Annotated in this window: 19 protein-coding genes; 9 read left to right on the top strand and 10 right to left on the bottom strand. The window is 64.9% G+C overall.

Annotated features, from left to right (window positions below; genetic code table 11):
- Positions 1 to 4 precede the first annotated feature (4 nt).
- The 7 genes from B5M41_RS00350 to B5M41_RS00320 all read right to left on the bottom strand — a co-directional run bounded on the left by B5M41_RS00350 (position 5) and on the right by B5M41_RS00320 (position 9612).
- Positions 5 to 1531, bottom strand: a complete 1527-nt coding sequence (locus tag B5M41_RS00350; protein ID WP_134651038.1) for a sugar ABC transporter ATP-binding protein — start codon at positions 1529 to 1531, stop codon at positions 5 to 7.
- 196 nt (positions 1532 to 1727) lie between these two features.
- Positions 1728 to 2756 carry a substrate-binding domain-containing protein gene (locus B5M41_RS00345; RefSeq protein WP_134651039.1) on the bottom strand — a complete coding sequence of 343 codons (1029 nt, stop codon included), beginning with the start codon at positions 2754 to 2756 and terminating at the stop codon, positions 1728 to 1730.
- Between the two features lie 274 nt (positions 2757 to 3030).
- Positions 3031 to 4683, bottom strand: coding sequence for an OFA family MFS transporter (locus B5M41_RS00340; RefSeq protein WP_134651040.1), 1653 nt, complete (start codon positions 4681 to 4683; stop codon positions 3031 to 3033).
- 232 nt (positions 4684 to 4915) lie between these two features.
- Positions 4916 to 6931 (bottom strand): sensor histidine kinase, encoded by a 2016-nt coding sequence (locus tag B5M41_RS00335; RefSeq protein ID WP_134651041.1) that lies wholly within the window; start codon positions 6929 to 6931, stop codon positions 4916 to 4918.
- Positions 6924 to 8315 (bottom strand): sigma-54-dependent transcriptional regulator, encoded by a 1392-nt coding sequence (locus B5M41_RS00330; protein WP_134651042.1) that lies wholly within the window; start codon positions 8313 to 8315, stop codon positions 6924 to 6926. The genes B5M41_RS00335 and B5M41_RS00330 overlap by 8 nt, the downstream gene beginning before the upstream one ends.
- A gap of 194 nt (positions 8316 to 8509) precedes the next feature.
- Positions 8510 to 8776: a hypothetical protein gene (locus tag B5M41_RS00325; protein WP_134651043.1), complete on the bottom strand. Its 267-nt coding sequence runs from the start codon at positions 8774 to 8776 to the stop codon at positions 8510 to 8512.
- Between the two features lie 62 nt (positions 8777 to 8838).
- The gene (locus B5M41_RS00320; protein WP_134651044.1) at positions 8839 to 9612 is read right to left on the bottom strand and encodes an SDR family oxidoreductase; all 774 of its coding nucleotides are present in this window, start codon (positions 9610 to 9612) and stop codon (positions 8839 to 8841) included.
- A gap of 130 nt (positions 9613 to 9742) precedes the next feature.
- Between B5M41_RS00320 and B5M41_RS00315 the strand changes: the two genes are divergently transcribed.
- The 3 genes from B5M41_RS00315 (at position 9743) to B5M41_RS00305 (ending at position 15570) form a co-directional block, all read left to right on the top strand.
- Positions 9743 to 10645, top strand: coding sequence for a LysR family transcriptional regulator (locus B5M41_RS00315; protein ID WP_134651045.1), 903 nt, complete (start codon positions 9743 to 9745; stop codon positions 10643 to 10645).
- A 300-nt stretch (positions 10646 to 10945) separates the two neighbouring features.
- A complete protein-coding gene (locus B5M41_RS00310; RefSeq protein WP_230639972.1) occupies positions 10946 to 14917 on the top strand; it encodes a Pls/PosA family non-ribosomal peptide synthetase in 3972 nt (1323 codons plus the stop codon).
- Positions 14914 to 15570, top strand: a complete 657-nt coding sequence (locus B5M41_RS00305) for a 4'-phosphopantetheinyl transferase family protein (protein WP_134651047.1) — start codon at positions 14914 to 14916, stop codon at positions 15568 to 15570. Before B5M41_RS00310 ends, B5M41_RS00305 begins: the two co-directional genes overlap by 4 nt.
- Here the strand turns inward: B5M41_RS00305 and B5M41_RS00300 are convergent.
- A complete protein-coding gene (locus tag B5M41_RS00300; protein WP_134651048.1) occupies positions 15549 to 16139 on the bottom strand; it encodes a YqaA family protein in 591 nt (196 codons plus the stop codon). The two genes, B5M41_RS00305 and B5M41_RS00300, sit on opposite strands and share 22 nt — an antisense overlap.
- Before the next feature lie 225 nt (positions 16140 to 16364).
- Between B5M41_RS00300 and B5M41_RS00295 the strand changes: the two genes are divergently transcribed.
- The 4 genes from B5M41_RS00295 to B5M41_RS00280 all read left to right on the top strand — a co-directional run bounded on the left by B5M41_RS00295 (position 16365) and on the right by B5M41_RS00280 (position 20295).
- Positions 16365 to 17231, top strand: coding sequence for an urea carboxylase-associated family protein (locus B5M41_RS00295; protein ID WP_134651049.1), 867 nt, complete (start codon positions 16365 to 16367; stop codon positions 17229 to 17231).
- 43 nt (positions 17232 to 17274) lie between these two features.
- A complete protein-coding gene (locus tag B5M41_RS00290) occupies positions 17275 to 18453 on the top strand; it encodes a M24 family metallopeptidase (protein ID WP_134651054.1) in 1179 nt (392 codons plus the stop codon).
- Positions 18440 to 19636: a M20 metallopeptidase family protein gene (locus B5M41_RS00285; protein ID WP_134651056.1), complete on the top strand. Its 1197-nt coding sequence runs from the start codon at positions 18440 to 18442 to the stop codon at positions 19634 to 19636. The genes B5M41_RS00290 and B5M41_RS00285 overlap by 14 nt, the downstream gene beginning before the upstream one ends.
- A gap of 140 nt (positions 19637 to 19776) precedes the next feature.
- Positions 19777 to 20295, top strand: coding sequence for a hypothetical protein (locus tag B5M41_RS00280; RefSeq protein ID WP_134651058.1), 519 nt, complete (start codon positions 19777 to 19779; stop codon positions 20293 to 20295).
- 31 nt (positions 20296 to 20326) lie between these two features.
- Here B5M41_RS00280 and B5M41_RS00275 read toward each other — a convergent pair whose 3' ends face one another.
- Positions 20327 to 20989, bottom strand: coding sequence for a methyl-accepting chemotaxis protein (locus B5M41_RS00275; protein ID WP_167719350.1), 663 nt, complete (start codon positions 20987 to 20989; stop codon positions 20327 to 20329).
- A gap of 97 nt (positions 20990 to 21086) precedes the next feature.
- Here B5M41_RS00275 and B5M41_RS00270 point away from each other — a divergent pair, with 97 nt between their 5' ends.
- A complete protein-coding gene (locus B5M41_RS00270; RefSeq protein ID WP_134651062.1) occupies positions 21087 to 21842 on the top strand; it encodes an SDR family oxidoreductase in 756 nt (251 codons plus the stop codon).
- Positions 21843 to 21864: 22 nt separating this feature from the next.
- A complete protein-coding gene (locus tag B5M41_RS00265) occupies positions 21865 to 22365 on the top strand; it encodes a gluconokinase (RefSeq protein WP_134651064.1) in 501 nt (166 codons plus the stop codon).
- Positions 22366 to 22415: 50 nt separating this feature from the next.
- Here B5M41_RS00265 and B5M41_RS00260 read toward each other — a convergent pair whose 3' ends face one another.
- On the bottom strand, positions 22416 to 23477 hold the full coding sequence (locus B5M41_RS00260; RefSeq protein ID WP_134651066.1) for an aldo/keto reductase: 1062 nt from the start codon (positions 23475 to 23477) through the stop codon (positions 22416 to 22418).
- Positions 23478 to 23519: the final 42 nt, after the last annotated feature.

Raw genomic sequence — 23519 nt, 5'->3', positions numbered from 1 at the left:
CTTTTTATGCGGCATGGTGTGCCGCCTGTTCGTTGCCGAGCCCGGAGGCAAGGCGGATGACGGCCTCTTCCGACATCGCGTCGGCGCCGAGTTCGCCCGCGATGCGTCCCTCCCGGACGACGAGCACGCGGTCGGAAAGGCCAAGCAGTTCGGGCATCTCCGAGGATATGACGATGATGCCGATGCCGGCCTGCGCCAGTTCGCGCAGCAGGCGGTGGATTTCGGTCTTGGCGCCGACATCGATGCCGCGCGTTGGCTCGTCCATCAGGATGACCTTCGGCTTGACGGCCAGTTGCTTGGCGATCGCCACCTTCTGCTGGTTGCCGCCCGACAGCGACTTGACCGGTGCCTCGACCCCGCTCATGCGCACGGCAAGTTTCCTGGCGAAATCCTCCGCCAGCGCCGTTTCTGCGCGGCGCTTCAAGAGCCCGGCGCCGTTGGTGAGCGCCTTCAGCTCCAGCACGGAGACGTTCTGCGCGATGGACATTTCGAGGAAGACACCGGAGCCCTTGCGGTCTTCCGAGAGATAGACGATGCCTGCTTTCACGGCGTCGGAATAGGACTGGATCTTCTGCGGCACGCCATGCAACGAGACCGATCCAGCCGTGCGCGGGCGCAAACCGCAGATGCCCTCGGCGATCTCTGTCCGGCCCGACCCGATGAGGCCGCCGATGCCGAGGATTTCGCCCTCGCGCAGTTCGAAGTCGACGTCGTGGAAGCGCGTTGCGTCGGAGAGGCCTTCCACGGATAGGATGGTTTTGCCCGCGGGCGCGCTTGCATCCCGCTTGTCGGGATAAAGCTGCGTGATCTCGCGGCCCACCATGCGACGCACGACATCGTCAGGCGTGACGTCGGCGATGCGATCGGTACAGACATAGCGCCCGTCGCGAAACACGGTCACGCGGTCGCAGAGCGAGAAGATCTCGGCCATGCGGTGGCTGATATAGATGATCGAGATGCCGTTCGCCTTGAGGTCCCGGATGATCGAGAACAGCTGCTGCGCCTCGGTTTCCGTCAGTGCCGCTGTCGGCTCGTCGAGAATCAGGACGCGGCAGTCGAGCGTCAGCGCCTTGGCGATCTCCACGAGCTGCTGGCTGGAAATCGGCAGGTCGGCGACCTTGCGACGGACATCGATGGCGGCGAGGCGGTTCATCACGGCCTGTGCATCGCGTTCCAGCGCTCGGTAATTCATGAAGGGCGACCGGCGGCGGTTGGTGGCCGCCATGAACATGTTCTCGGCGACCGTCGCATCCGGGCAGAGCGCGATCTCCTGATGCACCAGGCCGATGCCGAGCGATTGGGCAACGGCGGGGGACGCGATGCGCACCGGCGCGCCGTCGACACGGATCTCCCCGGATGTCGGCTGCAGGACGCCGGCGATGATGTTCATCAGCGTCGACTTGCCTGCGCCGTTCTCGCCGCAGAGCGCATGGACGTCGCCGCGCTCCAACGTGAAGTTGACATCCGTCAACGCCTTCACCGCACCGAAATGCTTGGTCACGCCATGAATGGTGAGCACCGGCTCCGCCATCGGTTTTTTCCTCATATGCAGGTCACGCCTTGCAATCCTCCCCTCTCATCCCCCTGCCGGGACCTTCTCCCCGACAGGGAGAAGGGGAAGACCGCCGACACCTCGTTTCCTTCTCCCCGTCGGGGAGAAGGTGGCCCGAAGGGCCGGATGAGGGGGTGGCGCCGACCGACCCACCCCTTCCGCGCCTAAGCGGAGATTACTCCTCGATGCCCTTGGTGCCGCGGCGCTTCAGATACTTGTCCCAGTAAAAATCGTCGGCGTTTTCGGCTGTCACGACGGACAGGCCGTTATCGACGACCGGGATGCTCATCGGGTTGAAGCCCGCGCGCTTGGCGTCGTTCATCGGATCGATCAGCTCGGGATGCTTGGCAAGCCACAGCAGCATGAAGCCCATATAGCCCTGCATGCCCTGGTTCGGGTTGATCGAGCCGAAGACTTCGCCGGCCTTGATCATGTCGAGGATATTGGCGTTGACGTCCGCGCACATGACGAGAACCTTGCCGCCCGCTTCCTTTGCCGCCTGTGCGGCGCCGATGGCCGAGCTCGCCTCCGGCATGAAGACGGCGCCGAGATCGGGATTGGCCTGGATGATGCTGGAAAGACCCTGATAGGCCTTGGTCGGATCCTGGTTGGAGGCCGCGCGGCCGACAAGCTTCATATCCGGCCACTTCTCTTCCATGCGGGCGATGAAGGCCGCGATGCGCTTGTCGTGGTTGTCCTGGCCGGGATTTTCCAGAACCGCATACTCGCCCTTGCCGCCCATCTTCTCGGCAATCGCGTCCGCAGCATAGGTGCCTTCGCGCGTGTTGTCGGAGGTGATGAAGGAAACGCGCTTCGACAGCGGCGAGTCGGCGGCGAAGGTCACGACGGCCGTGCCCTGTTCGATGGCGCGGTTGATCGGCTCGATGAACGGATCCGAATTCATCGGATGCACGAGAATGCCGGCCGGGTTCTGCGCCAGCGCCTGGTCGAAGGTGGCGATCTGCTTGTTGACGTCATATTCCGGTGTGCCGGTATATTCGGTCTCGCAGCCCATCTGCTGGCCGGCCTGCTTGAACATCTCATAGACCGGGAACCAGTATTCGACGCCGGATACCATGACGTTCATGACGTATTTCTCGCCCGGCTTGCAGCGGAACGGGCTTTCCGTCTCAGCAGCGGCCGCACCGGCAAAAAGCGTCGTCGCAAGAACCGCCATGGCGGTCGTCGTGAAAAAAGTGCGCACGTTTCCTCCTTGAGGCCGAAGCCCCTCCCAAATAACCCCAAGGCGCAGCAACCGCGCCGATGTTTGCATGAAGACCGGAATTCCTCCTCGAAATCCGATGGAGGGCAGCTAACGGCAAGCTCGAAGCGTTGTCAATATAATTCACATCAAGAAATATATTTCACGCAAACGGTCGAAAACGACCTTCCCGCTCTCGTGTGTATCCGTGCGCTATCTGCAAACGCAAAAAGCCCCGGCTCTCACCGGGGCTCCTGTTTGTGCTTGAAGACGCAGGCTAGAACAGGGCTGCGGTGTTCTTGACCGTAACCCAGATGCCCCAGAGCAACGGCAGGCCGACAATGGCCCAGGCAACGGCCGCCTTGGCGTCGAAGCCGCCGGTGCCGATGCCGAACGAGCCGGTCGGGCCGGCATTCGCCGCCGCGGTCTTGGCCTGCAGGGAAGCGACCTCCTCGTCCGACATGAACCATTTGTCGGAAAGCGGCCGAACCAGCGCATTGGCGATCAAGCCCACGGCCAGCATGCCCGCGAGGATATACATCGTTCCGCTGTAGAGGGCCGGGCCGGGCTCCACGCCCGCGGAGATCTGCGCCTCGCGGATATAGTTGACCACGACGGGGCCGACGATGCCGGCGGTTGCCCATGCGGTCAGGAGCCGGCCGTGGATGGCGCCCACGAACTGCGTGCCGAAGATATCGGCAAGATAGGCCGGCACGGTGGCGAAGCCGCCGCCATACATCGACAGGATGATGGCGAAGGCGCAGACGAAGAGGACCTTGCTGCCCATGTCGGCGAAGGTCGGCGCCAGCGCATAGAGCACGATGCCGAGGATGAAGAACGTATAATAGGTGTTCTTGCGGCCGATCTTGTCGGACAGCGACGCCCAGAAGAAGCGCCCGCCGATGTTGAACAGCGACAGGAAGCCGGTGAAACCAGCCGCGATTGCGGCAATGGCGGCCTTCTGTTCGAGGCTGAGATCACCGAAGGAAAGCTCGGGCTGACCGATGAGGCGGCCGCCGAAGATTTCCTGCAGCATGGGCGAGGCCATGCCGATGACGCCGATGCCCGCGGACACGTTCATGCACAGCACGATCCAGATCATCCAGAACTGCATGGTCTTGTGCGCATCGCGCAGGTGTACATGCTTGGTGGTGATCATGGTGGTCTTGGAAGCCGGCGGCGTCCAGCCCTCCGGACGCCAGCCGGCCGGCGGGATACGGTAGCCGAAGGCGCCGCCCATCATGAAGCAGAAGTAGATCGCGGCCATGACCAGGAAGGTCTGCCACACGCCCGGGCTCACATCCGTCTTGAAAACGTTCATCAGAATGTTTGCAAGCGGCGCGCCGATCATGGCGCCGCCGCCGAAGCCCATGATGGCCATGCCGGTGGCCATGCCGCGGCGGTCGGGGAACCACTTGATCAGCGTGGACACCGGGGAAATGTAGCCGAGGCCGAGACCGATGCCGCCGATGAAGCCGGCGCCCAGCCACATCAGCCACAGCTGGTGGGTCATGACGCCGAACGCTGCGACGACCATGCCGCCGCACCAGCAGCAGGCCGAGACAAAACCGGCCTTGCGCGGGCCGACCCGCTCCAGCCAGCCGCCCCAGATCGCGGCCGAACAGCCGAGCAGCACGAAGAACAGGGTGTAGATCCAGCCGAGATCGGCGACGCGCCAGTTGCAGCTCGTGGTGAACAGCGCGGACAGAAGGTTCATGTCGGCGCAGGCCGGATCGGGATCGCCGGCAATGGCCTTGGACAACGGCAGCCAGAACACGCTGAAGCCGTAGGCCATGCCGATGCACAGATGGATGGCGAGAGCAGCCGGCGGAACCAGCCAGCGGTTGAAGCCGGGTTTCGCGATGATGCGCTCCCGGTCGAGGATGCCGGCGCCATTGCCGCCGACATAGGTCTCGGTCGATGCAGTCATTGTGTCTCCTCCGCAACGCACCCCTCGGATGCGAAGATTTCGTGGCGGGAGGTGGCTGAATGTCCTTCCGGCGTCCAAGGCCGCACCCCCATGTGAGCGCAGGCCACCGGCCCTCCCGCACGCACCTCTGCAAGTGCCATGCCAGAGAATATTTCCTTTTATATCAAACCGTTAAGAAATATGCGCCCCGGAAACCGGACAAATTGTCCTAAAATCCGGACAAAGTGTCCGGTCACTCCGCCTCCGGCAGCCAGACCGTGAAGGTCGCGCCCTCACCCGGCAGGCTGGCCAGCGAAATGCTGCCGCCCTGACGGCGCACCAGCGTCTGGCTGATCGACAGGCCGAGCCCGGTGCCTTCCTGCCGCTTGGTCGTGAAAAACGGATCGAAGATCTTGGCGGCGAGCTCCGGGTCCATGCCGACGCCCGTATCGCTGACGACGATCTCCACGCCGGGGCGCCCCTCGCGGTCGCTGTCATGCGTCTTGATCGTCAGGCGCCCGCCATCCGGCATGGCATGGATGGCGTTGACCACGAGATTGACGACCACCTGCTGAAGCTCGGTGCGGTTCATCAGCACCTGCCGGGCGGCCGTGTTGTCGAGCGTCACGGATATATCGGCCCTCGCAAGCAGGTGCTGGACGAGCGGCAGGCAATCGGCCACGGCAAGCCCGGGCGCATGCCGGTCGATGACGCCCGCGAATTCCTCGGGCTTGGCGAATTGCAGGAGCTTGGTGACGATCTGGCTGATGCGCTGGATCTGCTCGTCGAGCAGCTGGAACTCGACCTTGGCCAATTCCGCCCGGTCTCCCACCACGGAGCGCACGACCTCGAGATTGCCCTGCATGACGGCAATCGGGTTGTTGATCTCGTGCGCCACACCGGCGGTGATCTCGCCGATGGCGGCGAGCTTTTCGGACAGGATGAGCTGCTTGGTCGTGGCCTCCAGCTTGCGGTTGGCGAGCTGGAGTTCGCGCGTTCGCTCGTCGACACGGGCGTTCAGTTCCTCGTTCCAGCCGCGCAGCTGCTGGTCGTTACGTTCGAGCTGGTCGAGCAGCGCGTCGAGATGCACGGCGACCCGGCCGATCTCGTCCTGACTGTCCACCGGCCCGGTGCGCGCACCGAGATCGCCGCTTTCCACCCGCGCGATTGTCGCATCGACGCGCTCCAGCGGCTTGAAGATCCCGCGCGCCCAGCGCAGGAAGATCGGTACGCTGGCGGCGGCGATCGCGAAGAAGGCTGCCACGATGGTCAGGACCGTCTGGTACTTCGCCGCCGTAAAGGGTGCCTCCAGGAAGCCGACATAGAGCATGCCGACCCGCTTGCCGTGACTGTCGACGATCGGTTCGTAAGCGGAGATGTACCAGTCGTTGACGACAAAGGCGCTGTCGAGCCAGGTCCGCCCCTCGTCCAGCACGGCGGCGCGCACGGCGGAGGAAACGCGCGTGCCGAGCGCACGCCGTCCCTCGAAGAGCCGGACATTGGTGCTCACGCGCACATCGTCGAGGAAGAGCGTCGCCGTGCCCTGGCTGCCCTCGGGCAGGCTCGCCTCGCGATAGACGAGGTCGTTGATCGTGTCGATGAAGACGAGGTTCTGATTGAGCAGGATGCCGCCGACGAGAACCGCGCCACGCCCGCCGCCGAGCGTCACGGGGCTCGCGCTCTGCACGACCATGCCGCGCGTTTCCTCCTGCCGCTCGGTCGGCACGGCATTGGGCGTGGGCACGAGCGGCAGACGCGCGCGGGCGGCGAGATCCGATGATAGCCGCTCGAGATCGGCATTCTCGAAGATGTCGATGCCGGTTGCCGATTTGCCCGCGATCGCATCCTGGATCACCGGCCAGTCGGTGCGCAGCCTATCCGCCGTCTCTGTGATGACGGAGGCGACGAGCCGGCCATCGGGCTGCATGACATAGAGGAAATCGAGTTCGAGCCGCGCCCGTGCATCGTCGAGCAGCGCCTTGAGCGCGGCGGGGTCGTCGGCGACGTCGCGGAAGCGGGCCGAGCCGCCAAGAGCGGTGACATGTTCACCGGTGTTGTCGAGGATATGGGCGAGATACTGGTGCGCGATGGTCAGGTCGCCATTGACCTTGGAGATCAGCGTCGCGTCGAATTTCTCGTTCCAGCGATACACCGTCACCCCGAGCAGGAGCGGCAGGATGACCAGCATCGGCAGGAGCGCGATGGCGAGCAGCCGGTAGCGGACGGAGCGCGCGGGCCGCACGACCCCGGCGGGCTCGACCTCAGCCATCCCAGGCCGCCAGCTTGCGCTCGATGGTCTTGCGCGAAATGCCGAGCTGCCGTGCGGCATCGTCCCTCTGGCCGTTGCAGGCGGCGAGCACCGAAAGGATATGGCGCCGCTCGACATCGGCAAGCGATCCGCCATCGCCGGCCGAGGGGGACGTGATGGCAGATCCGAAACCCTCCGGGAAGCGGCCGAGGATCAGCGTGCGCTCGATGAGGTTGCGCAACTCGCGCACGTTGCCCGGCCAGTCGTAGCTCGAAAGCGCCTGGCGCGCCGCATCGTCGATGGGCACGGCCGGCATGGCGAGCTGCGCCGACAGCTTGTTCATGAAGAGCGCGGCAAGCTCCACCGCATCGCCGTCCCGCTCCTTGAGCGGCGGCAGATGGATCTGCATGACATTGATGCGGAAGAACAGATCGGCGCGGAAGCGGCCGGCCTGCACCTCCTTCTCCAGTTCCGCATTGGTGGCGAAAACGAACCGCAGGTCGACCGGCACCTCGCGCTCGGAGCCCACGGGCCGTACCTTGCGGTCCTCCAGGACGCGCAGCAGCTTGCTCTGCGTGGCCATCGGCATTTCGCTGATCTCATCGAGGAAGAGCGTGCCACCCTGCGCATGCAGGAACAGACCTTCGCGCGCCCGCTCGGCACCGGTGAAGGCGCCCTTCAGATGGCCGAAGAGTTCGCTTTCGATCATGTCGGGCGGGATTGCGCCGCAGTTGACGGGGACGAAGGGCTTGAGCGCCCGGTCGGAGAGCGTGTGCAACGAGCGTGCGGCCACCTCCTTGCCCGTGCCCGACTGCCCGGTGAGCAGCACCGTGGTCGGCAGCGGCGCGACGCGCGCAATGGCATCGCGCACGCGGGCAATCGCCGAGGACTGCCCGATCAGCCGGTCGCGCAGCAGAATGTGGTCGGACGCTGCCTTCAGCTCGTAGCGCAACACATAGTTCTCGCGCTGCAGGCGGATGCGGTCCAGGCAGCGGGCGACAGCGTTGAGCAACTGGTTGGAGCGAAACGGCTTCAGGATGAAATCGACTGCGCCGGCCCGCAGCGCCTGGATGGCCGTCTCGAGGTCGGCATAGGCCGTCATCAGGATGGCATCGGCAAAAAAACCGATGGCGCGCTGTTCGGCAAGCCACTCCACGCCGTTCTTGCGGGGCATGATGTTGTCGAGGATCACCACGTCGAAATGGTGTTGATCGAGCTTCACCGACGCCTCTTCCGTATCCGCCGCCAGCTCCAGCCGGGCGCAGCGAGGCCCCAGTGTCCGCATCAGGAAGTTGCGCATGCCGGGCTCGTCGTCGACCACCAGGATCGAGGCCTGCGCCAGCCAGGGGCCGAATTCCGGATCGACGGACGTGTCGCGCGGCACGCGCGCGGCTTCACTCGACACCTGGTTCCCTCCCGGCGGTCATTCGCATCACGCCGCCACCATAAGAAGCCGCGGCCGCAAGCACAAGGCGGCCGGGCTGCTGCTCGCATGGCCACTCACGCCCTTTTATTGTGCGGGACGGCGGCCTGGAGCGCAGGAGGAAGAGAAACGGGCTTGTGCGTTTTCCTGTTGCTAACGGAAGATGGAGACGACGATCACTTCGCGAGCTGCCACGCAAGCGCGGCGGCAAGGATCGCCGGAACGATGAAAACCACCGCAAGGATCGGCAGCTCCTGCGCGACGGTGTAGCCCGCCTTCGTGACGCCCACCCACATGTTGGTGATCGCGACCACCAGCCAGACCGGGATGAACAGGCGGGCGCCCGCGGCAATGCCGGCGACATCCGCGCCCCACAGCTTTCCGAACAGCGCAAAAACGCCAAGCAGGATGACCCCGCCGGCGATGACAAGAAGCATGTGCATGGGGCGTCTCCCGTTGAGATTAAAAAGACCACCGGCGGGACGGACCGCCGGTGGCCATCCCGTCACTTGGTGGTGTAACCACCATTGACGAGAATGGTCTGGCCGGTCATCCACCAGCCCTCGGATACCATGAAACGGATGTACGGCACGATATCCTCGATATCCGTGAGCCCGGTCTTCGAGAATTTCGACAGGGCCGCCGCCGTCTTGTGATAGGCAACGGCATCTTCGCCCTCGGCCGGGTAGAAGAAGGGCGTATCCATCGGGCCGGGGCCGATTGCCGTCACCGAGATGCCGCGCTCACCGAACTCCTTCGATGCGGCCCGCGTGAAATGCTCGACCGGAGCCTTCGTGCCGGCATAACTCGCGTAAAACGGCGTGTAGGCGCCGAGAAGCGAGGTGACGAGCGTGCAGATCTTGCCGTTGTCGTTCAGATGCTTGCCGGCTTCCTTGAGGAAGAAGAAAGCCGACTTGGCGTTAACCGCGCTCATGGCGTCATATTCGGCTTCGGTGATCTCGACGATCGGCTTCTTCAACACCTTGCCGACCGTGTTGATGGCGATATCGGGTTTGCCGACGGCGGCGACGGCATCGGCAAAGAGCGTCTCCATGGCGCCCGCCGAGGTGAGGTCGGCCTGGAAGGCGACAGCTTCGGCGCCGGCGGCCTTGATGGCGGCGACGGTCGTGTCCGCATCGGCCTTGCTGGCAGCACTGTTGTAGTGGATGGCGACGGCCCTGGCGCCGTGCTCGGCGAGGTCGCGGGCAATCAGGCCGCCGAGATTCTTCGCGCCGCCGGCGATGATGACGGTTTTGCCCTTGATGCTATGATCGGTCATGGGAGGTGATCTCCTTCTCTGGCACGGCCTTATGCCGCGCTTACACGATCAATCTACGGTCTAGGATTTCGGGATAAAGCGGTCTATCATGACATCACTTGTCAGAAATCAAGAACAATGATCGAGCGCGATGGACCGGATCGACCTGTTTCGTATCTTCTGCCGGGTGATCGAGTGCTCCAGCTTCACCCGGGCCGCCGATACATTGGGCATGCCGCGATCATCGGTCTCGGCGGCAGTTCAGGAGCTCGAGACCCGCGTCTCGGCGCGCCTCCTGCAACGCACAACGCGGCGCGTCTCGCCCACGCAGGAGGGCCTTGCCTTCTATGAGCGCTGCCAGCGGCTGATCTTCGATGTCGAGGAGGCCGAGAGCCTGTTCCGCCACGACGCCGCCCAGCCGTCCGGCATGCTGCGCGTCGACGTTCCAGGCCGGATCGGCCGGCTGATCATTGCGCCTGCGCTGCCGGAATTCCTGGAGCGCTATCCGAAGATCGATATCAGCCTCGGCGTCACCGACCGCGCGGTCAACCTTTACGAGGACAGCCTGGACTGCGTGCTGCGCGTGGGGCCGCTCAGCGATTCCGGACTGATCGCCCGACCCGTCGGCAAGCTGCCGCTGATCAATGTCGCAAGCCCTGCCTACCTGGCACGCCACGGCACGCCGCAAGCGCCGGGCGACCTCCCCGCGCATTGGGCCATCAGTTACGCCTCCCCGTCATCAGGCCGCGTCGAGGAGTGGGAGTGGCTGGAGGACGGCGCGTTGCGGACCCTCACCGTCCGGAGCCGCGTTACGGTCAACAGCGCGGAAGCCTATATCGCCTGTTGCCTTGCGGGGCTCGGCCTCATCCAGATTCCAGCCTATGACGTGCGCCGCCATATCGAGGCGGGCGAACTCGTCGAGGTCATGCCGGACCATCGCCCGCAGGCGATGCCGATGACCCTGCTCTATCCGCACCGGCAGTTCCTGTCGCAGCGCCTCCAGGTCTTTATTGAATGGCTCGAAGCCCTGCTGAAACAGCATCTTCTGCCGTGACAGGCGCGCCGCCATGGTGCGGCGGCACAACAGCAAACAGAATTTCTCGGCGGCGCGTTTTCCGCCTCAAAAAGCCACTTTTCTTTTTCTAGAGCGGGGCGTATGGCGCCACCATCGACGATGACGGCAGTCGCAACGGCCCCCGCCAGGCGATTCGAACGGTCCCGCGCCACAGGCGCGCCACTGCCGAACGCCAGTTCGCCGGACAAGGCACAAGCAGGATTTTAGAACATGAATGATGCAGGGTCCCTTTTGCGCGGCCTCACCCAGGGCGCTGTCGAAACCACGGTGAGCGGCCTCATGCCGCAAATCCTCTGCGGTCCCGATTTTCCCCATCCCGGCCATCCTGGCGAGCGGCTTTCCGGCGTGTTCGAGGGATTGGCGGCAACCTTCGGCGACGAGCCCGCCGTTCTCGATAACGGCAGGGTCTGGAGCTACCGGGAGATGGATGCGGAGGCGAACCGCCTTGCCCGCCTGCTGGCCGAACGCGGGGTCGCCCCCGGCGACCGCGTCGCGCTGCTGCTCGACCGTTCCGCCGAGACCTACATCACCATCCTCGCCGTGATGAAAGCGGGGGCCGCCTTCGTGCCGCTGGCGCCGGCCTTCCCGGATGAGCGCATGGCGCTGATCGTCGAGGATGCCGGGGTCCGCCTCGTCGTCACCGTTGCCGGCTATGCGCCGCGCGCCGCAACGCTTGCGGTGCCGCACGTCGTGGTCACCGCCGGCGGCGAGGAGACCGCCCGCTATCCAGCAACGCCGCCGGCCGTCGACACCGCCGGCGACGACATCTGCTACATCCTCTATACGTCGGGCACGACAGGCCGGCCCAAGGGCGTGGCGGTGCGCCACCAGAGCATCTGCAACTTCGTGCGCGTGGCCGCGCATGCCTACGGCTATCGCCCGGGCGACCGGGTCTACCAGGGCATGACCATCGCCTTCGACTTCTCCACCGAGGAAATCTGGGTGCCGTTCGCCGCCGGCGCGACCGTGGTGCCCGCCCCCGGCCGCATGACGCTGGTGGGCGAGGAACTGGCGGACTTCCTGCGCGCCAACGCCATCACCTGCATGGCCTGCTCGCCGACGCTCCTGTCCTCGATCGAAAGCGACGTGCCGAGCCTGCGCGCCATCCTCGTCGGCGGCGAGGCCTGCCCGCACAATCTCGTCACCCGCTGGTCGAAGCCCGGCCGCCAGATCCTGAACACCTACGGCCCGACGGAGGCGACGGTCACGGCCACGATGGGCTATCTGTCGCCCGACCGCGCCGTCACCATCGGCGCGCCGCTGCCGACCTACTCCATCGTCATCCTCGATGCCGACGCGCCGCAGCTGACGGCGCCCGGCGAACTCGGCGAGATCGGCATTGCCGGCATCGGGGTCGCCGTCGGCTACCTCAACCGCCCGGACCTGACGGCGCAGAAATTCATTCCCGATTTTCTCGGCCTGCCGAACAATCCCTCGCAGCGCATCTATCGCACCGGCGATCTCGGCCGCATCAACGCCGACGGCGAGGTCGAATACCACGGCCGTATCGACACCCAGGTGAAGATCCGCGGCTACCGTATCGAACTCGGCGAGATCGAGGCCGTGCTGCTCGACCAGCCGGGCATCGCCCAGGCCGCCGTCACCACATGGGAAATGGAACCCGGCCGCGTGGAACTCGTCGGCTACTACGCGCTGAAATCCGGCGCGGACGCCATCGTGCGTGCCGATCTGGCCAAGGCGCTGCGCCAGCGTCTGCCCGACTACATGGTGCCGTCGTTCCTGGAGGAGCTGCCGGCGCTGCCGATGACCGTGTCCGACAAGGTGGACACCCGCAAGCTTCCCAAGCCCTCCGGCCTCAGGCTCGGCGGCGAGCGCAAGGAAATCCTGCCGACCACGGACGATGAGCGCTTCATGACGGAGGCGCTGCGCGACGTCCTGAAGATGGACGATATCTATGTCGAGGATCATTTCTTCGATGATCTCGGCGCCAACTCCCTGCTGATGGCGCGCTTCTGCGCCAGGCTGCGCACACGCAGGGAATGGGCCGGCACCTCGATGCGCGATATCTACATGCATCCGACGGTCGCCGGGCTCGCCCGCCACCTGCGCGGTCCGCAGGAGGACGTGTCGCTCCCGGAGGAGCCGTGCCTGACGCACCGCGCCTCGAACCTCGCCTACTGGACCTGTGGTGCGGCCCAGCTCGCCTTCTACGGCCTCTACAGCTATTTCGGCTTCTGGATCCTGAATTCGGGCCTCAACTGGGTCTATGACATGCTGGACGACCCGGTTCAGCTCTATTTCCGATGCGCCGTGCTGTCGGCTGCCGTGTTCTTCGGCATGTCGGGCTTCGCCGTGGCGATGAAGTGGCTGCTGGTCGGGCGATGGAAGGCCGAGAGCTTTCCGATCTGGGGCCTGCGCTACTATCGGTTCTGGGTCGTCAAGACGCTGATCCGCACCGCGCCCGTCGTGCTGTTCCGCGGCAGTCCGCTCTACAGCCTCTATCTGCGCCTGCTCGGCGCGCGGCTCGGCCGCAGCACGACCGTCGAATGCCGGGCCGTGCCCGTCTGCACCGACCTCATCTCCATCGGCGAAAACGCGATCCTGCGCAAGGAATCGATGGTTCTCGGATACCGCGCCCAGTCCGGCTATATCCATACCGGTCCCATCACCATTGGCCGCGATGCCTTTGTGGGCGTCGGCTGCATGATCGACATCGACACCGCAATCGGCGACCGGGCGCAGCTCGGGCATGGCTCCTCGCTCCAGCGCGGCCAGCACATTCCCGATGACGCGCACTGGCACGGATCGCCGGCCGTTCCGACATCGGCCGACTATTGCGCGGTTCCCGTCGTCACGTTGTCGAAGACAAGGCGCTTCCTCTACGAGGCGGTGCAGCTGGTCACGCTGTTTGCCGTCGTGACACCCTTCCCGCTCTTGTTCCACAGCTACTGGCAGAATGTCAGCGACGACTACCAGGAATCCATCGGCATCGTCGCCATCGGCACGACGGTGACGCTCTTCATCCTCATCGCTGCGCTTTTGTTTGCGGCGCTGGCGCTGCCGCGCCTGTTCAGCCTCGTCCTGAAGCCGGGCCGCGTCTACCGGCTCTACGGCTTCCATTTCTGGCTGCAATCGATCGTCGAGGCCTGCACGAACGCCCGGCTGCTCAATCTGATCTTCGGCGACAGTTCGGCCGTCGTGCACTATATCCGCGCGCTTGGCTGGAACCTCAACACGGTGGTCCAGACCGGCTCCAACTTCGGCAGCAACCAACAGCAGGACAACCCGCTGTTCTGCGAGATCGGCACGGGCACGATGGTGTCGGACGGTCTCTACATGATCAACGTTCACAAGTCGGCTTCCGCCTTCCGGCTCGAGCATACCAAGGTCGGCGAGCGCAATTATTTCGGCAACAACATCTTCTACCCCCCGGACGGGAAGACGGGTGACAACGTGCTTCTCGGCACCAAGGTCATGGTGCCGATCGACGGGCCGCTGCGCGAGAATGTCGGCCTGCTTGGCTCGCCACCCTTCGAGATCCCGCGCATGGTCAAGCGCGACAAGGAGCTCATCCAGGGCGTGAGCGACGAGGAGCGCCGCGCGCGCCTGCCGCACAAGAACCGCCACAACCTCGCCACCGCGCTGATGTTCATCGCCGTGCAGTGGACGACCTTGTTCGTGACGCTCGCCATCTGGGACCGCGCGCTGAACTACTATACGGAATGGGCGAATGTCGCCTTGTTCGCCGCCGTCGTGCTGACCGGCGCCATCACCATTCCCTTCTACATCTTCATGGAATGGGCGAGCCTCGGCTTCCGCAAGCTCCAGCCGCAGGTGACGACCATCTACGACGTCGCCTTCTGGCGGCACGAGCGCCACTGGAAGCTGTCGGATTCGCCCATCGTGCGCCTCTTCGCCGGCACGCCCTTCCGCCCGATGATCCTGCGGGCGCTGGGCGTGAAGGTCGGCAAGCGCGTCTATGATGGCGGGGCCAACCTCACCGAACGCTCGCTGGTGGAGATCGGCGACGACGCCACGCTCAACGAGGGCTGCGTCATCCAGGCGCATTCACTGGAGGAAGGCGCCTTCAAGTCCGACCATATCCGCATCGGCAATGGCTGCACGCTGAGCCCGGCCGCCTTCGTGCATTATGGCGTCACCATGGGCGACGGCTCCGTTGCCGATGTCGACTGCTTCGTCATGAAGGGCGAGATCCTCGAACCGCATTCGATCTGGCGCGGCAACCCCGCCAAGCTCCATGGTTGGGTCAAGCCGGTCGCGGCCGAATGAGCGACAGCGCGCGGCACGTCGCGCTGTCAGCCGCAATGGAGCGGATGGCCCCGCCGGGCATCCGCCTCGGCTGCCGCCTTATCCGCGAGGGCGACGAGGCGCTGCTCCTTCCCGAAGAGGCCGCAGCCCTTCGAGCCCGACGGCCCGCCGCCCGGCGTGCCAGCGGTGCCGCGCGCGCCCTTGCCCGGCATCTGCTGAAGAACGAGGGGATGGCAGACGCCATCATAGGCCGGTCGGCGACGGGCGCTCCGCTCTGGCCGCCAGGCGTGATCGGCTCGCTTGCCCATGACGACGAAATGGCGGTGGCGGCCATCGCCAGGGTGGCCGACGTTCCCTCGGTCGGGATCGATGTGGAGCCGGCCGATCCGTTGCCGGACGACATCGCCGCCCTCGTCTTCCATGACGGCGATGCGGTCGGCGGCGTCGAGCCGATGCTGTCCGGGCGTGCCCTCTTCAGCGCCAAGGAGGCCGTGTACAAGGCCGTCCATCCGCTCGACGGCGAAATCCTCGACTATGAGCATATCCGTGTGGACTTCGCACGCGGCCGGGCCGTCACCACGACCGGCCACGGCATGCGGCTGTTCTTCTGCCTTCATCCCCGCGTGGTCGTGCTGGCCGTCTCGACGGAAGATCAGCCGAGCAGCATCTTGTAGGCAACGTAGAGCACCACGAGCAGGACGGCGACCGCGCCCAGAATGAGCCCGAGGCGCTTTTCCACGAAAGCCTGGATCGCCTCGCCATAGCGGCGCAGCAGGAAGGCGAGCAGATAGAAGCGCAGGCCGCGCGCGATGACCGCCGAGACGATGAAGTGCCACAGCTTGATATGCACCACGCCCGCCAGGATGGTGACGATCTTGATCGGCGGAAGATGCGCAAGCCCGGATGTGACCAGAAGCAGGTTGAGCTGTTCTTCCGTGACCTGCGCCTTCAACCGCTCGAAGGCCTCAAGCTTGCCGTAGAATTCCAGCACCGGCACGGCGATGGTCGCATAAGCGTAATAGCCGAGCAGCCAGCCCGCGATCCCGCCCGCAACGGACGATACCGTGGCGACGAAGGCGTAGCGATAGGCCCGCTCGCGCCGGGCCAGTGCCATCGGCACGAACAACACATCCGCCGGCACGAGAAACACAGAGCTTTCGACGAAGGCGATGACCGCAAGCCACACTTCCGCAGCCTTGCGGCCGGCAAGCGAGAGGGTCCAGGCATAGAGTTTTCGTAACATGGGGCTCGGGTATCTGCTGCAGGTGGCTGGGAGGGTGTGGCCGCTGCCTACACGCTTCGTTCGCCGAAATCCAGTGAAGCACCGGCCAACCGCCAATGGCCCTTCGCGACAAACCGTGGGGATCGCCGGCCGGATGCATGAAGAACATTGATTATCCGATCAAATTATTGGCCATTATGCTCGCGCCGAAACAGACAACGTCAGCGGTAAACAGGACGGAGACCCATGAAGCCAGATCCCATCACGCAACCGCCATCCGACGCCAGCGCGCGCAAGGCGATCCAGCCGGTGGTCTGCTATCCGCGTGATACGCTGCCGCTGGCCGATCTTGCCGCTTACCGTGCCGTGCGCGACGATATGGAGCTCGTGGAGACGGTGGTCATACCGCCGCGCGAGGCTGCAACCTGGGAGGTGCCGGCCGGCCATTTCTGCCGCATGCTGTGTTCCGAGGGGCCGCAGGTCGGCGATCTCAACCTGTTCAACCTGCACGACATCGAGGAGCGGTTCTTCAGCGGCAAGACGCGCGCGCTCAACGGAACGCATGTCGGGCTCGGCGACCAGCTCTTCTCGAACTTCCCCTATATGCGGCCCATCGCGACCATCACCCACGACACGCTCGACTGGTACGGCTTCGATGAATTCGGCGGATCGGTGCACGATGTCATCGGCACGCGCTGCGACCCCTATACCAACAACCTGCTGAGCAACGGCGGCCAGTACCACCATTGCTGCCATTCCAATCTCACGCGCGCGCTGTCGCAGAAAACCGGCCTGCCGCTCGCCGAGGCCGAGCGCCATGTGCACGATGTGCTGAACGTCTTCATGTGCACCGGTTTCACGCGCGACACCGGGCAGTATTTCATGAAGGCGAGCCCGGTGCGGCCGGGTGATTACCTGGAATTCTTCGCGGAAATCGATCTTCTCGGCTGCATGTCGGCCTGCCCCGGCGGCGACTGCTCGGCGCAGCATTCCTCCGATACGGCCGCCTGCTACCCCATGGTCGTGGAGGTCTACAAGCCCAAGCGCCTGCCGGAAGGCTGGCAGTCCCCGCCCCGCAACGGCTACGACCGCAGCCACGGTGTTCAGGCCTAACGCGCCTTAGACCATCGCTCCCTATGAACAGGATGTGTTCTTCATGATCCAGCTTCCCTTCGCGCTGACGGAATACAAGGCCCGTCTCCAGGCCATCCGAACGGAGATGGCACGCCGCAATCTCGATCTGCTCATCGTCAACGACGTCGCCAACCAGCATTACATCACCGGGTACGACGGCTGGTCCTTCTATACGCCGCAGGTCGTGCTCGTGCCGCTGGCCGACGAGGAGCCCGTCTGGATCGGCCGTGCCATGGATGCGGCCGGTGGCCTGCTCACGGCGTGGATGAAGCCGGAAAACGTGGTCGGCTTTCCCGAAGACCACGTCCAGCGCGCCGACCGCCATCCCATGGACTGGATCGCCGCATGGATGACCAACAAGGGCTGGGGCAAGGGGCGTATCGGCATCGAGCTGGAAGCCTATTACTATTCGCCCAAGGCGCATGCCCGCCTCACCGCCGGCCTGCCGAATGCGACCTTCCACGATGCGGACCTGCTGGTGAACTGGGTGCGCAGCGTGAAATCGCCTGCCGAGATCGACTATCTGCGCAAGGCCTCGCGTTTGGCCGAGGCTGCCGTGACCGCCGCCTATGATGTCATCGCACCCGGTGTTCGCGAATGCGACGCCATCGCGAAGATCCAGGCCGCGCAGGTCGCCGGCTCGCCGGACTTCGCCGGCGACATCACCGCGCTGCCGCCGACCATCCTCGGCGGTGAGAACGCGTCGGCGCCGCATGTCATGTGGAGCGACCGGCGGTTTGGCGAAAACGAAACGGTGGCGCTTGAACTGGCGGGTGTCGTGCGCCGCTACACGGCGGGTCTTGCCAGAACGATGCAGCTCGGCGCCATGCCCGCCAAGGTGAGCGACACGAGCAAGGCGGTTCTGGAGGGCATGGAAGCCGTTCTCGAGACCATCCGGCCGGGCGTGACGGCCGAAGCCGTCGAGGCGGCCTGGCGCCAGGTGATCCAGCGCTATGGCCTCAAGAAGGAATCACGCATCGGCTATTCGATCGGTGTCGCCTATCCGCCGGACTGGGGCGAACACACGATCAGCCTGCGCCCCGGCGACACGACCATCCTGAAACCCGGCAACGTGCTGCACTCCATTCTCGGCATGTGGATGGACGGCTGGGGCATCGAGGTCAGCGAAACCATCCTCGTCAACGATAGCGGCTGCGAAACCCTCACGCGCTTCCCGCGGGATATCCATGTCAAAGCCTGACGATACCGGCATGAAGATGGATGCGGCGCTGGCAGGCCGGATGATCGATATCCGCCGCCATCTGCATCGCCATCCCGAATTGTCCAACGAGGAACGCAAGACGCAGGCCTATCTGCGGGAGGCGTTGGTCGATGCGGGCTTCGAGACAGTCCGTCCCGTGGCCGGGTTCGGCCTTGCCGTGGATATCGTCGGCACCGCAGGACCATCGAACCGCAAGGTGGTGATCCGCGCCGATATCGATGCGCTGCCGATCACCGAGGCTTCCGGCGTGCCGTTCGCGTCCGAGCGGGCCGGCGTCATGCATGCCTGCGGACACGACGCCCACGCGGCGATGGGCTATGCCGCCGCCGTGCTGCTCGACGCGCACCGGGAGAGCTTCAGCGGCACGGTCCGGCTGATCTTCCAGCCGGCCGAGGAGGCCGAGCCGCTGGGCGGCCGGCGCGTCATCGAAGAAGGCCTGCTCGACGACGTGGATGCCGCAATCGGCATCCACGTCGATCCCTATACGCCGGCCGGCCGGGTCGCCGTCGGTGCAGGTCCCTACACACTGGCCTGCGACAATTTCGATGTCGTCGTCACCGGCAATTCCGCGCATGCCGCCAAGCCGTCCGACGGCGTCGACGCCATTGCCGTCGCCTGTTCCATGGTCACGGAGGTGCAGAAGATCGTGGCGCGCGAGATCGATCCCTACGATCCGTTGGTCGTGTCCGTCACCGGCATCGAAGGCGGCGGCGCCTATAACGTCATCGCCTCCGAAGTCCGCCTCAGGGGTACGATCCGCAGCGGGCTTGAAGAGACGCGGCAGAAGGCGTGGCAAAGGCTGCGGCAGGTTCTCGCCGGTATTGCGGCCGCCCATGGCGCTGAGGTCGCCGTGGATATCAGGCGTGGCGAGCCGGCCGTCGTCAACGACCCCGACATGGTCGATATCATCAAGCGCGCGGGTGCGACGGTTGTCGGCAGCGACAATGTCCTGATGGCGCCGGGCTGGACCGCCGCCGACGATTTCGCCTTCTACAGCGAGAAGTGCCCATCGGTGTATTTCCGCCTCGGCATCCGCAACGCCGATATCGACGCCGTCTATCCGTTGCATCACCCGCAGTTCCGCGTCGACGAGACCGCCCTGCCGAAGGGCGCGATGGTGCTTGCCGAAGCTGCACGCGCCTTTCTCGAGAAGCCGCGCTAGGCGGCAGCGCCGTGCGCGATCACACGCCAGCCAAAGGGCGTATCGCCGAGATTATCGAAAGAAATATCGAATTGATTGCACGGCTTGCCCGTTCCGACAGGGTATGCCCTGAACGAAGCAATCGAAACGAGGTTTGAGCGATGCATCTTGTGGGTCTTCTGGTGATGGTGCTCGGTGGTGCGGCGGTCTGGTACTGGCGCTTCAAGATGGTGCGGGAAGCCGGCAGCGAAGTGATCGACTCGATCGAAAGAATGCGCGGCGCCTACAAGCGCAAGCAGTTCCGCCAGAAGGCGGAAGCGGCACCGCTCGCCTCGATTGCCGATCCGGCCATCGCCGCCGTGGCGTTCTTCCTGGCCCTTGCGGCCGAGAAGCCGCATGCCAAGGACCAGGCGTCGGCCGTCATCCGGACGCGTATGAACGGGATCATCAAACCCCAGGACATGGACGAGGTGATGATCTTCGCCGACTGGGCAACCCGCCACGTCGTAAACCCGCAGGACCCGATCCGACGCTTCCGGGATCTCTGGCTGAACAGGCTCGATATCGCCGAACGTCAGGAATTGATCGCCATTGCCGACGCGGTGGCCGCGGTCGAAGGCGAGCCGACGCCCGAACAGGCCGAAACGCTGCAAACCTTGCGGCGCACCCTGCTGAACTGAAGTCCGGCGCCGACAACATCGTGGCCTGTGCTCAGGCCGCGGCAAGCCCGGCGGAGGTGCGCCCCGTTGCGTGACGAGGCGACAGCACTGTTCCGCCGAGCTGGAAGGTGGCCAAAAGCGCATTGAGCGCCTGGGATTGCAAGGCGAGGTTGGCGCTCGCGGCCGATGTCTGCTCCACCATCGCGGCATTCTGCTGCGTGCCCTGGTCGACCGTACCGACGGCGGCGTTGATCTCCGCAAAGCCGGTCGACTGCTCACGCGAGGAGGATTCGATTTCGCCCATGGTCGCGACGGCGCGCTTGACGACCGTCTCGGAAAGCTCGGCGCTGGCCTTCATCCGCGCGACGATCTGGCCGGCTTCCTCGGCCCGGGCCACGGAGCTTTTCACCGTCGCGGTAATCTCGTCGAGGGCCGCGGCCGTTTCCTCCACGGACGCGGCCTGTCTTTCGGTCCGCATGGAAAGATTGGACGCCGCTTCGCTCAGTTCGCCGGCCGACGCATCGATGCTGAAGGCGTTTTCACCAACCTTTCGCAGCGCGGTCCGGAGCGTTGCGACGGAAGCGTTGAAATCGAGGCGCAACTGATCGAGGGCGGGGATGAATGCCTCGTCGATCTCGCAGGTGATCCGGCAAATATTTAGATTATGTAATACAGGTTGTGCTTGCGCGACGCAGTCCCGCAGTTGGGGTGGCACGGCCACCACCCGTATGACGAGGGGCCACGACCCTCAGGATGACTTGATCCATGTAAAGCCGTTGGCTAGGCATGGGCATTCGCTTAAGGTCTCGCCCATGAGCATCCAACTCTTCGATCTGACCGGAAAACGTGCCCTCGTCACAGGCTCCTCGCAAGGCATCGGCCTCGCTCTGGCGCGGGGCCTGAAGGCCGCAGGCGCCGATGTCGTGCTCAACGGCCGTGACGAAGCCAAGCTCGCGGCAGCCGCAGGCGAGATCGGTGCAAGCCACAGGCTCGCCTTCGATGTCACGGATCACGCAGCCGTGCGCGCCTCGATCGATGCCTTCGAGGCGAAGGTCGGCGCAATCGACATCCTCGTCAACAATGCCGGCATGCAGCACCGCGCGCCGCTGGAGGACTTTCCCACCGACGCCTTCGAGCGGCTGCTGAAGACCAATATCGCCAGCGTCTTCAATGTCGGACAGGCTGTCGCCCGCCACATGATCGCGCGCGGCACGGGCAAGATCATCAACATCGCGAGCGTCCAGACCGCGCTCGCGCGCCCCGGCATCGCGCCCTATACGGCCACCAAGGGGGCCGTCGGCAATCTCACCAAGGGCATGGCGACGGACTGGGCGCGATACGGTCTGCAATGCAACGCCATAGCGCCCGGCTATTTCGAGACGCCGCTGAATGCGGCCCTCGTCGCCGACGAGACCTTTTCCACCTGGCTGGAAAAGCGCACGCCGGCGGGGCGCTGGGGCAAGGTCGAGGAACTCGTCGGCGCCTGCATCTTCCTCGCCTCCAACGCTTCCTCTTTCGTGAATGGACACACGCTCTATGTCGATGGCGGCATCACGGCCTCGCTCTGAAACGCCCCGGCGCATCGTCCTCATGGGCGTCGCCGGGTCGGGAAAATCCGCCGTCGGGGCGGCGCTCGCCGCACGTCTCGGCGCCCGCTATCTCGATGGCGACGACCTGCATCCGCAGGCGAATATCGAAAAGATGAGCCGCGGCGAGCCGCTTACGGACGAGGACCGATGGCCATGGCTCACCCTTGTGGGCCGAAAACTGGCAAAGCCGGAGAGCATCCTGATCATCGGCTGCTCGGCGCTGAAACGTCGTTATCGCGACCACATCCGCGCAGAGGCCGGCGCACCCGTGACGTTCGTGCACCTTGCCGGCAGCCGCGAGCTGATCACTAGGCGCATGGGCGCCCGCGCCGGGCATTTCATGCCGACGAGCCTCATCGACAGCCAGTTTTCGGCGCTCGAGCCGCCGGAGGCCGATGAAAGCGCCGTCACCGTGGACATCGATGCACCGCTGGACGTGCTGGTCGGAACCATCGCCACGAGACTTGAAGAGACCACCCGGGATGATGCCGGGAACGCGTGACGATCCCGCGCGCCGCCAATGTGGTCGGTCGCACGGGATCGTCGATCTCATCAGGCGCCGTTCAGATAGGGCGCGATGAGGCTGAGATCGGCCTCGCCCAGACGGTCGTTGGCAGTGTTTCTCTGGTGCCAGTAGGGATATTGCAGCCACGGCTGGCTGACCTGGTCGAGACGACGACGTTCCTCGTCGCTCAGCTTCAGCTCCGCGGCGGCGAGATTGTCCTTGAACTGTGCCTCGGTGCGCCCGCCGATGATGACGGATGTCACGCCCTTGCGGCCAAGCAGCCAGGCGAGCGCCACCTGTGCGGCCGAGACACCACGCTCTCCGGCAATGGCCACCAGCGTCTCCACGATGGACCAGAGGCGGTTTTCATCGCGGATCGGCGGCTCCGTCCAGCCGGCAAACTGGCGCGTGCCTTCCGGCGCACCCTGATCGCGGCGATGCTTGCCGGACAGAAGGCCGCCGGCGAGCGGGCTCCAGACGAGGATGCCGAGGCCCTGGTCGATGCTGATGGGAACAAGCTCGTTTTCAGCGTCGCGGCTCTCCAGCGTATAGTGGATCTGCTGGCTCACGAACCGCTGGAGCCTGTCGCGCTCCGACACGCCGAGCGCCTTCATGATGTGCCAGCCGGAGAAGTTCGAGCAGCCGATATAGCGCACCTTGCCCTGACGCACGAGCGTATCGAGCGCTTCCATGGTCTCTTCCAGCGGGGTGAGGCCATCCCATTCGTGCACCTGGTAGAGATCGATCACGTCGGTCTTCATCCGCTTCAGGCTTGCCTCGCAGGCGGCGATGAGGTGCTGGCGCGACAGACCGCGGTCATTCGGGCCGTCGCCCATCGGAAAGCGGGCCTTTGTAGCGATCAGGACGCCGCTTCGGCGCGGGCCGCCGAGGATTTCGCCGAGAATTTCCTCACACACGCCCTGCGAATAGGCATCCGCCGTATCGATGAGGTTCACCCCGGCATCGACGCAGAGGTCGACGAGGCGGCGCGCATCGGCGACGCCAAGATCGCCCACCGTCTTCGCCCAGCCCACGCCCCCGAAGGTCATGGTGCCCATGGTGATTGCCGAAACCTTGAGGCCGGAGCGGCCAAGCTGCCGATATTCCATTCGCCTTCTCCCTTCAGATTGCAGAGCCTGCGCCGCACACGG

Source organism: Shinella sumterensis, from assembly GCF_004514425.2.
Lineage (GTDB): Bacteria > Pseudomonadota > Alphaproteobacteria > Rhizobiales > Rhizobiaceae > Shinella > Shinella sumterensis.
Note: the sequence above shows the minus strand (reverse complement) of the source record. Positions and strands in the feature narration are given on the sequence as shown.